Source organism: Gardnerella vaginalis, assembly GCF_001546485.1.
GTDB classification, from domain to species: domain Bacteria; phylum Actinomycetota; class Actinomycetes; order Actinomycetales; family Bifidobacteriaceae; genus Bifidobacterium; species Bifidobacterium vaginale_D.
In genome coordinates this window covers 16,818-27,137 of sequence record NZ_KQ956877.1, presented here as the reverse complement: position 1 = coordinate 27,137, position 10,320 = coordinate 16,818, and the positions used below count along the sequence as shown (strand labels likewise).

Genomic DNA, 10,320 nt, shown 5'->3' with positions numbered 1-10,320 from the left:
TTCCAACGCGAGTTTCGTAAGCGAGCGCGTTATCCGCGCGAGCGTTACTTGGGTGGGGTGTAAGTCCCCAAAAGCGCGCGCTTACGCATCACAACCTAAGCCACTTGAACTTGAAGAACATCTTGCCGCTTCGAAGCGCTTCAGCCGAAGCATCGCAGTGCTTGCTATCAGTAAGCGAGCCGAAGCCGTTTCCGCTAAGCACAGATGCCAACCATCCGCGCCTACCGAATGCGCCCGACGCGATGAAGAGTGCCATCAATATGCCGAACAAGAAGGTATACGTAATAGCAGCGTTTCCACCAGTAAACGGCAGCGGAATTGGCGATACGTTGATGCCAGTAATCTTTATATAGCCGATGATCGCTTTTTTATCATCTTTTCCAGCATCATAGTGATCACTCTTATTGTCTGACTGATCTTTTGTCTGCGCGTATACTGCGTAAACAGCCGTATTCCTATTAGAGATAAGCAGCTTTTGCAATTCGTCAGCGTCTACGCTCGCGTTGCCTTTGGTATCACGCTTCAAAATAGGCGTGCAATCTTTATCAACAGGCACGCGCTTATCCAATTTTCGCACGCATACTTGAAGATTCTTCTCAACTACGTCTCGAGAATCAAAATCATCGCTAGTGTCTACTAACAGCTCTTTGCCATTCACTTTACCGTTATGGTCTGGATTACCCGTGAAAGTGAACTTAATATCGTTAGCAGTAACTTTGTAAGGCTTATCCATAGACGAAGTCTTAAGCAAACCTTTCGCTTCAGCTTTAGGCTTTATTACATCAACCGGCACTACATATACTGGAAGAATTGACTGCGCTCCAGCAATATCACTAAAGTCAGATTTTGCTTCATAACCGTATGTACCTTGCAGACTTTCCCTAGCATAACGGTTTGAAAGCGAAAGCACATATCGCGGAGATTGTTTGTTTGATGAAGTATTAACGTATTTTATGCCTTCAAGACCACCAAGAACTTTATCTAGCGTGAATTGAGACGACTTTACATCACCCATTCCCCACTCTGGTATATCAGTTGATTTCGGCGTCATCTTGTTATATTGATCGTTTCCCAAAACACTAGCATTCATACCACTATTTGAATTACGAACTGAAACGCTATTACCGCCGCCATAATAACCATTTGCGGTAACCAAGTCAGGTGCGTTAGTAAACTCACCATTCAGCGTAAAGAAACCAGGACGATTGAAACCATTCTTACCCTGTTCAGCAGCAGCCTTATCTGTACCACTTACAACACGCAAAGATGGCTGGCTCTTAGCAAAATCATCTTCAGCTTTCTTTAACTCGTTACCAGATTTGCCATTTGTTGCTTCTTCCAATTTTACTGGCATAAGCTTTAACGCATTCTGCAAATCACCTAAACCGATTTGACCGCTACTACTCGCGTTATAACGATACACAAGCGATTGATGACCAGTAGTTCCAACCAGCTCAAATCCTGGGTCGTCAGAACGTCCGTCAATATATGGCTTCTTCTCATTCCAAGTAATCTTGTAGTCGGCAGAGTCAGCAGCATCATTACCAACACTTCGCAACCTAGCGAATCTTGTTACAACATTATATCTTGGTTCCGGCGTTACATTTCGCCTACGCCATCCACGCAAAAGAATAAACGAATCCTGCTCATTGCCTGCGTTAGAGTAATTGTTGCGTTTATCTTTCTGCTCAGTAGGAGCAGTATATTCACCACGCTTCCAAGCAACTTCTGACTGGTTTGCAGAAAGCGTATCATCATCATCCACGCTTATAAGACTGTCAGCATCTCCAAAACCAAGCCACTTGCCGCCGGAATTGCCATTGCGTAGCACGTAATTTACAGCACGCTTTTCAGAATCATTCAGTAGCAGCGGATGCACTTGTACGACTTTCTTATTGACTACGACTGGGAAGAATACGCAATCTGAAGGCGAGTTCCAATCTTTTGGCGCTTTTGTTTCAGGCCTACACACGTTACTACGCTGCGCCACCATTGAGTCAGCAGATAGCACGTTGCGCATGTCTTCTTCTTTTTCTTCTTCTTTTTCTTTTAACGCATTTGACGCATTACCATTCGTCGAATTGCTATCTACAGCACTACTTGCATGAGTTGGATTCTCACTACCGCCTGATTGAGATGAGTTGTTGTTATTCGATAACTCATCCAAATTTCCTGATTTAACGCCAGGCATATTTGACCAAGGCCCGTAAGATCCGGCACGATTCCTTGCGCGCACTACGCTTCCAGGAGCTAAGACTTCAGGATTAAATATTATTGCAGAATTATTTTTCCCATAGTCATTAGAATTCAACGTAACGCCTTGAGGCAGCGTATAACCTTCGCAAACTTGCCACTTATCCGTTGACTTCGATCTACATAATGCTAATGCTTCACTCGTGTCAGTATCGCTTTGAGAATTAGCATTATTACTACTCAAGTTATCCCGTGCACCCAAGCTAGACATTAGATTATTGCTAGATTGTAAACTAGCGAGTTTTGCTTTTTGTGCGCGAGTGAAATACACTACGAGTCGAGTCGCATTCCCACCTGCAACAACTGACACAGCATTATAGTAATTATTCGCAACAGCACCTTCCCAATCATGAAGCCACACGCCAGAAGAAGATAAATCATCATAATGATGACCATCATATGCACGCACAATTGGAGCTTTAGCTACAGTCCAACTGAACTTGAATTTGCCTACTACTGCTTCGTCACTCTTATTTCCAGAGTCGTCAGTTACTTGAGCAATCATCTTGAAAGTTGGTGACTTTGTAGCATCATTCCCACGCCATTTTTCTATAAATCCGCGCAACAGTTCCTTGTTGATATTGCCATCTGTAACAAACCTTACGCGAGGAGCTTTCTTAGTTTTTGAATCTGTAACTCCTTCTGCTTCAATGTCTATGCTCAGCGTGTTCTTCAAAGCTTCGCTTACATGCGTATCAGGATTTGCAACATTGAAATCATCATCCATTGCAAGCAAATCTACTACGTTGAACAAGCCCGACTGCTTTGTAATATCAGTCTTATTCATATCAATAGTCGTAGCAGTTCCGCAAGAATCAGCCTTATCTTTAGTAGGATTGCACTCGCCAAGAAGTTTCTTACTAACATCTTTTACTGAAATCCACGGCTTGTTCTTGTCTACTGGCACGAACCACACGTTAATTACATTTGGCGTTTTATTATTATCACCTTCGCCTCTAGCTTCTAATTCTCTCCACGGATTACCGTTGAAAATATAGAGCTGAGTGCGCATTGGCGTTTTTTGACCATTCCTAAGAATTGCAGATCCTAAGTTTGCGCCTGAAGCTTGCTGATTGTAATCTTCTCCACCAGGAATAACGTAACCTTGCGGCTGCAAGAAACTATTTTTATCAGTAATACCATTAGTATTTATACCGAGTCCACCGCCAAGACTGTCTTGTCTTACTAAGTCAACAACGTTTACCCATTCTCCGCGCGAGCCATTCGCTAATTTACGAGCGTAGCCAATGCCATCACCACGCTTAGGCATACTGTTGTATCCACCCCACAGATTTTCTATAGCTGTTTTATTAGTAGCATCAGCATCATTAGTGTTCAACGGGTACAGTGATGGCTGTATTTGGTTTCCAAGCCGTCTAGTTTTCTTTGTGCCTTTAAATAAGCTTAAAGCATCATTTGTATTGAAATCACGACCTTGGTTGATGTTGAACCTGTACACTAAAAATTGTGTACTATTATCATCACGACCATACCACATGAAACCATCGTCACTGTCACGACCCTTTATTTTTCCACTGTATGACCAATCATAATCTCTACGAATATCAACAAATCGCGTGATTTTCTTCTGCTTTGGATCAAGCACAGTTTCTTGCTTTTGATCATCTTTAGTGTCAGTGCCTGTGCCAGTTGCTTTTACTACTTTAAAAGTCTTTTCTGAACCCGACTTATTTTGAGTAGTATTTTTAGTGTCAGGAGTTACAGAAAGGCAGATTTTATACTGTTTTGTGTCGTTTGTGCAAGAATATTTATCGCTTGTGCCGCCAAGAGTTTTAGTTTCATCTTTTGACCAACCAATTTCATCTTTTCGGTAATCAAACAAACGCGGATTCTTTTGCTTAATTCTATCTATCAAACCCTGTTTTTCAGAAGGATTCAGCTCATACGGGTTCACTTGAACCATGCCATCGTCTGGCCAATTCATTTCAAGTGGAAGTGGCTGAGAAACAGCGTGGTCACTAGTATTAATACCACCGTCAGATCTTCCTATGCCAACATAAATTCTCGAACCGATTTCTGCTAAGTTTTCTGGAATAGTAATCTCTAACGAACCATTATTTTCCTTGAAATCAATACCATCACCTTGAGGAAGTTTAGTGAAATACTTCTTATTGTTATCGGTAATAAAATTAGCCCAGTTACTATTAGCATTTTGGCGATTAAGGATTATTCCTTGGCAACCATCAGCGCGAGCATTACATGTATTGTAAATATCTGTTGAAGTTCCATTTTTTTCTTCAAAAGGCTTAGTTTTTCCACGCCCCCAAATTCTCACTACCAACATTTTCACTGATGTAGCGTTTTTAGAAAGCGTCACTTTACCAACATACTTACCATCATTCTGCTTTTGCCAGCGCACGTTAGGAACAATAAAATTGCCATCAATAATATTCAACTTCACAGTTTTTTGAACATTATTTCCAGCATCATCCCAAGCGTGGAATGTAAACTCTTTAGACGGAACATCACGAGCAGAAGCCGGAGAACCATTAGGATTATCTATAGTTACATAACCAGATTGATCTTTAAGAGTATTAGCACACGCTGCGCTACCACATTTTGAACTTTGATCATATTTACTAAAGCTGCCAGACCAATTTCTACTAGCTTCCAAAACATCTGTGCTACTAGTAGGAGGCACATTCTCCTTAGTACCCATATGCACATGCATATCGTCATGACCTGTTACCAAGAATCTAACACGGCTACCAACAGATACGTTTAATCCACCTTCAGGAACAGACTGAGGCTCACCGCCATCAACGCTCACTTTCACGTCTATAGTCGGCTTCTCGCTGTCGATATGCGTAAATACGAGTGGCAAAACATCCTTCGACTCATCCCAGTACGTAATCTTCGCATACTTAGCTAATACGTATACTGGTTTTACTTCAGGCTGCTTGCCAGACTGCATCATAATACGATTGTCGTTATGAGGATTAGTTGGAGTTGCGTATTCTTCTTTTACTGGCTTTGAGAAGTAGCTTTTCGCAAGCTGTGCGTATTTTGACTTCTCACTATTAGTCAACGCTTGATCAACAGATTTTCCTTGAGGCGCATCATAAAGTTTCCAAATATAACGCTTCGTATTTTCCAACGGTTGCGGTTTGCAACCACCGTCTTTATTTTTCGCAGCAGCATCATCTTCTGCAGACTTTTCAGCATCGTCATCAGCAGCGTTATCTGCAGCTTTATCATCATCACCCTTGCAAGGATCTACTACGTTTACTACTGGAACTTTTACAGCAACCTTTGTTTCTGCATCTTGCAAGGTGTCTGACTTTTTATCATTACCTTTTTTATCAGTCCACTCAACACTGTAAATAGCGCGATCTTTAATCGCTTTGCTCGCTCCTAGTTCATCATTATAGTTATAGGCTTCAGTAAGCGGATATTCTAAACCATAATGATCCCCATTAGGATTCTTACCATCTTTAATAGAACCGTAGTAAACAGTTTCATTAGCATCAGAGTAATCCTTATACAGACTTATGTTTCTGCCACTGTGCGAATCTGGCCAGTATAATCTTGGATTCAAATCATGCGCAAACTCGTAAACGTCTCCTTTTTTATCTAAGTATTGCACGTAATCCAACGGATTTTTAAGCTTATCTTTTTGAGAACGATACGGAGCGTTATCCTTCCATTCTTGAGTCTGCAGCGGCCTAAACACGTCCGCTTGGCCAATAATGTCGTACTTAAAAGGCATGCTCGAGCCCATTTGAAGTTGATCGTTCCAATAGTTTACTGTCATCTGGTGAGAGCCAAAAGAAGAATCTTGAGTATTAATATTAGTGTTTGGATCTAACGGAGTTCTCCACCAACGGTTTCCTCGCGCGTACTTATTATCTGAGGAATTGTATTTTGGAGAAAGTGAAATCTGACCCTTTGCCCACACTGTACCTTTGCACTGATCTTCATTGGCCCCCTCGCACACTCTTTGCCTCGAAGGGCGGAAAAGTAAGCTTGCAACACCAATATTGTTAGTCTTTGCCAATAATTGACCATTATTGCTTGTTAAAGGTCCTAAATGAGTACCGCGAAGGAACTGGAAATGTGGGACTCGCATATCAACTAGATTTGGTATACCGTACCACTGCTGGTATAAAGTCGTGTACTCGTACTTAGTGTGACCTTTACCTAAACGCCAATCAGCTAATGAATACTTTTTGTTGTGTTGATACGGATCGTTTTGACCATATCGAGTTGCTAGACCATGCCACGTATTACCGTAATAAGTTCCTGCACCATAATAGGAAGTACTTAGTTTTCCATATTTACCATTATTAGATGTTGTATAGTGAATATGGTAGCTATAAGGTGACTTTTGTTCATCAAATTGATTGCGCAATGCAAAGATCTTTGCTCGAGGTTCTTCATCAGGTCCTCTAAGTTCAAAGAATAGATTATCTATCAATTTTATATAAGTTTCATTAAATTTTTGAGTACCGTCTGGAGGAAGGCGAGTACCGCCCTTGTGCTCTCCGTCACTTGGAAAACCATAGTTAGTACTGTGATAGCAATCAAAACCGTAAGATTCGCACAAGCCGAGACCACGATTGCTATCGTTTCTGCTACGCTGCGTACCACCTTCAAAAACACCGACGCTCTCAATTGTTCCAACTTTGCCAAGACGAGTCCATGCTTTATCGAGGGTTTCACCATCACTCAGTGGAGTCCTAGCAGTACCTTCATCAGTACAAAAACCATTAGGATTAACCCAATTCTTTCCACAATTACGATTATCTGCATTAAAATGTAAGCGCTCTACATACTGGTCATACTGACCATTGCTTGTGTCGAGACTCTGATCTTTAGGAACAACAAAATAGGTCAAAGCTTTAGCAGCACCATGAATACGCGCACCCATGTTGACGAGCACATCCCAAATGTAGCCATTACCATCACGTTTAGGAGTACGCTTCATAAAAATGTAATCGTGCACATCGTCAAGCTGAATACGATTTAAAGAATCTACACCATTTTTACTCATCAAATAAGCTAAGTTACGTATACGTTTTTGTAAGTACGTTCCACGAGGATACGGAGTAAAGTTTGGGTCATTATTCGTATAAATACCCTGAGGTTGATCATAGCCACTATCTTCGCGCCAAGGATTTGGTTTGCGCTCCATATCAGCGCCATGTGATGCACGGTGACCCATTTGGTCGCCGTCATCAGTAATACATTCGGAACGGGCGTATTGCCTATAGCAACCTGGGCGGAACTCCATTTTGCTATTGCGATTACTATCACGATTGCTATTGCTTGAGCGATTACCACTGCTAGCACGATCAGTATTGCTTGCACGATCAGTATTGACAAAAGCACCGTCAGCTCCGCTTTGCGAAGCCATGCCTTCAGCAGCGCTCATCATAGCACTGTCAATAAGACTCCTAGTATCATTCTCACCCTTCGCATCACTGCTATTGGTAACACTATTCGCGCTACCGATATACCCCCCATTTTGAAATCTTGCAAATACGTTATCGTCACCGTTGACGAAAACTGGCGATGGTGCTGGTTGCATAAGCGAACCGCCAGAAACAGGAGCCGGAGCAGTCTCAGAACGCTTTGTTGCTGCATGCTTTGTTGCTGCATGCTTTACTGCTGCATGCTTTATTGCTGAGTGAATGGAACTTTTTGCGGTACTCGCCGCAACCGCAGTGTCAGCTGTCAGGCACATCGGCAGCCACATCGCTACTGCAAGAGCGCAAATAAGAATTGCTCGTAACGCGCGCATCACGATATGAGAAAGCATACGAACAGTAGCAGAAAGCATACGAACAGCATCACGTCCCGCTCGAATTGCGCTCTGCGTTGCGTTACCAATGCGCGCAAGAACATTTAGCACAATAGTCCACGTATTTCTCATTGTCCACTCATTTCACTGTTCGCTACAAATACTGCCATACCCTGCTACTTCTGCGCACTTGTTGCTCGCGCTTACTGCACGCTTAAGTAGGTTTCCACAAACTTTCACACGCATTTGCACACTGTATTCGCAAAATTGTTTGACGTAATGCAGTTGTTGTTCTTTATATAGTTTTGGTTATTTAGTTATGAGTTATTCAATTATTTATTATTCAGTTATTGGTTATTTAGTTATGAGTTATTTAGTTATTGGTTATTCAATTATGAGTTTAATGTTTTTAGTTATGCCCTAGCCAGCGCAACCGAAAACTGATTGCACACAAAGAACAGCCATCGAAAAAGCTCATAGCTAAAGACCGAGCACATTCATAATCCAATCGAGTATGCTTTCAGTTTTACGATTCGCTTTTTGCTGCTGCCGATTACGTTGCGTCGCACCCGTATATTGCTGATTCTTTGCGCGATGACTGCGTTTTCTGTGAACACCTGCAGAACGAACCTTCGGGCGCTTACGCAACCTATTGGCAACAGCTTGCGCTTCAGCTCGTTCAAGATCTGCAGTACTGGAGGCAGGCACAACGCTGGAGGCAGGCACAACGCTGGAGGTAGGCGCAAATTCAGCTGTGTCATCTCCGAAAGGCATATCCCCGGCGGAAGTTGAGTTCTCGGCGGAAGTTGCATTTCCGGCGGAAGTTGCATTTCCGGCGGAAGTTGCGTTTCCGGCGGAAGCTTTGACTAACGCAGCTAATTGCTCAGATGCCACAGCCGCAGAATCCAGAGCCGCAGAATCCAGAGCCGTAGAATCCAGAGCCGCAGAATCCACAGCCGTAGAATCCACGCGAGCATCATCAGTGTTCGCACTAGCCTCAACGTCCGCATCGGCAGCATCAGCACCAGCAGCACCAGCAGCACCAGCATCAGCATCGCTTTCGTCGTCTTTCTTTTTCTTCTTAACCGGCAAACCAGCCCACCAAATGTAACTACCAACTACCAGCAAGCTGCCAGCACACCCAACAACCCACCATGGGAAGCGTGGAATATCCGGCTTTTTACCACGAAGCGCCTTATCAGCCGCCGGCGTTGGTATCACGCGCTCACCTGTTACCAAAATGCGCTGCGTATTAATACCAAGCGGCGTGCACGTAATCAGCGTCACCAAATCCTTGCCAGGAACAGCAGCAATCTTCTTCGTCTCGTCCGGGTTCACAACGATCTTTTCAATCACCTTATAAGTGAGCACCTCGTCGAAAACCTCAATCGTAAAAGTGTCACCCTTAACGATTTCGTCAAGACGCGTAAACATTTCTGCACTAGCAAGACCACGATGCCCCGTAATCACTGAGCGAGTACCTTTGCCGCCAACCGGAAGCGAAGTTCCGCGCAAATGACCAAGACCCTTAAGCAACGTGGCATCTTCTGTGCCGTGGTAAACCGGCAAATCAAGATCAATTTTCTTGATGCGAAGACGAGCCATCAGCCCGTCATCGTTAGCTTTTAGCTGCTCCCAGTAGTCCTCGCTGGCGTCCGAAGTTTCACCATGCGAAGTTGGAATATTTGTGTTTGCCTCGTAAATAGCACCAGAAGAAAGTTTCTGGTTATATTCACGCGCACGACGCAACTGCTCGTGCGGAGCCGGGACCGCGTGCGTGATGAGCTTCGCATACTCAGCCGCAACTTCCGACATGTGGTACTGACTCAGCCACATAGCGGCGTGCGGGTAAATCAGCGATGCGAACGACGCAAGTAACAGCAACGATGGAATAATGCATGACTTGGAGAAGCGCCATTTTTGGGTACGAGTGTTGTTTCTTTTGGTTTTTTGAGTGTGATTAGCGCTGTGATTAGCGCTGTGATTAGCACTGTGATTAGCGGCGGTGTCGACGACAGCGTTTGTGCTGTTGCCATCATCTGGACAAGCCTGAGCGTCACGATGACCGTGTTCCTTACGATAATCGCGTCGATCTGGCTCAACCGCAACAATGCGACTCTCAAAAAACCTAAACATGTTAGTAAATCCTCATGAAAGCGTTCGTGCACGAGAGCAACTCGTGGCGCGAGTTTTGGATTCCTTTCTTGTGTGACTTTATTTGCGAGATACTCGCGTATCGTCTATGAGTTTTGACCAGCGTATTTGATTTTCAGTGTTGTGAGGTCAAGGAAATTTCAGCATCG

General features: G+C 43.6%; 1 protein-coding gene and 1 pseudogene. Both read right to left on the bottom strand.

Annotation, left to right across the window (positions count from 1 at the left end; translation table 11 throughout):
* Positions 1 to 88: 88 nt before the first annotated feature.
* Complete coding sequence (locus tag HMPREF3208_RS06045; protein ID WP_064347765.1) at positions 89 to 8,149, bottom strand: hypothetical protein; 8,061 nt, start codon at positions 8,147 to 8,149, stop codon at positions 89 to 91.
* 929 nt (positions 8,150 to 9,078) lie between these two features.
* Positions 9,079 to 10,153: pseudogene (locus HMPREF3208_RS06040) on the bottom strand (class C sortase); the annotation flags it as partial.
* Positions 10,154 to 10,320: the final 167 nt, after the last annotated feature.

Bases quoted from the DNA above. Each gene is read 5' to 3' on its own strand.
- HMPREF3208_RS06045 (WP_064347765.1), bottom strand. From the start codon at position 8,149: ATGAGAAATACGTGGACTATTGTGCTAAATGTTCTTGCGCGCATTGGT.